This window comes from Saccharopolyspora galaxeae (assembly GCF_016526145.1).
Classification (GTDB): domain Bacteria; phylum Actinomycetota; class Actinomycetes; order Mycobacteriales; family Pseudonocardiaceae; genus Saccharopolyspora_C; species Saccharopolyspora_C galaxeae.
The window spans coordinates 1-1,107 of record NZ_JADDUE010000034.1 but is presented as its reverse complement, the minus strand read 5'-3'; the positions used below and the strand labels follow the sequence as shown (position 1 = coordinate 1,107).

Annotated in this window: 1 protein-coding gene; it reads left to right on the top strand. The window is 66.6% G+C overall.

The features are described 5' to 3' along the window. Window positions 1–116 precede the first annotated feature (116 nt). The coding region (locus INP57_RS29275) for an IS481 family transposase (RefSeq protein ID WP_200073613.1) at window positions 117–1,107 on the top strand (991 nt) is incomplete at its 3' end.

Genomic DNA, 1,107 nt, shown 5'->3' with positions numbered 1-1,107 from the left:
TGTAGTGCCTCGGGAGGTTGTGAATTTGGAACATGCGGTTGGATGATCTTGGAATAGGAAGGACCCCCAGGTTCGGTGTGGATCACCACATCACGCACCGAACGATGGAGGTCCTTGTGTGTCACCGTAACGCGCCACTGACTGAGACGGGCCGGTTGCGGCTGGCTCGGTGTGTTGTCGACGAGGGCTGGCCGTTGGCGCGAGCGGCCGAGCGGTTTCAGGTCGCGGTGGGCACGGCCAAGCGCTGGGCCGATCGGTACCGCGTCCGGGGACAGGAGGGCATGGCGGATCGGTCGTCGCGGCCGCGACGCAGCCCCCGGCGTCTTTCGGTCCGGGCCGAGCGGCGGATCATCAAAGTTCGTGTGCTGCGCCGGTGGGGGCCGGCCCGGATCGGTTACCTACTCGGGTTCAACCCGGCCACGGTGCACCGCGTGCTGCGGCGCTACCGCATCGCCCGGCTCGCTCAGCTGGACCGGGCCACCGGCAGGGTGATCCGCCGCTACGAACACACCACGCCCGGAGACTTGATCCACGTCGACATCAAAAAACTGGGCAACATCCCCGACGGCGGCGGCAGCAGAGTGCACGGCCTGAGAACCGGGAAACGCAACAGTCAGCGCACCAACACCCCGACCCGCCGAGCCGGCGGGAAAAAACCCGCGATCGGGCACTCCTACCTGCACACCGCGCTCGACGACCATTCCCGCCTGGCCTACACCGAGATCCTGCCCGACGAGACTCGCGAGACCGCCACCGCGTTCTGGCACCGCGCCCACGCCTTCTTCATCACCGCCGGTATCACCGTGCACCGAGTCCTGACCGACAACGGCTCCTGCTACCGGTCCCACCTCTGGCGCAACACCCTGGCCACGGCCGGAATCAGCCACAAGCGCACCCGCCCCTACCGGCCCCAGACCAACGGCAAAGTCGAACGCTTCCACCGCACCCTGCTCGACGAATGGGCCTACGCCAGGCCCTACACCTCCGAAACCCAACGCCGCAACGCCTTCGACCCCTGGCTACACACCTACAACCACCACCGCGCCCACACCTCCCTCAACGGCCACACACCAGCCCAACGCATTCACAACCTCACAGGGCAATACA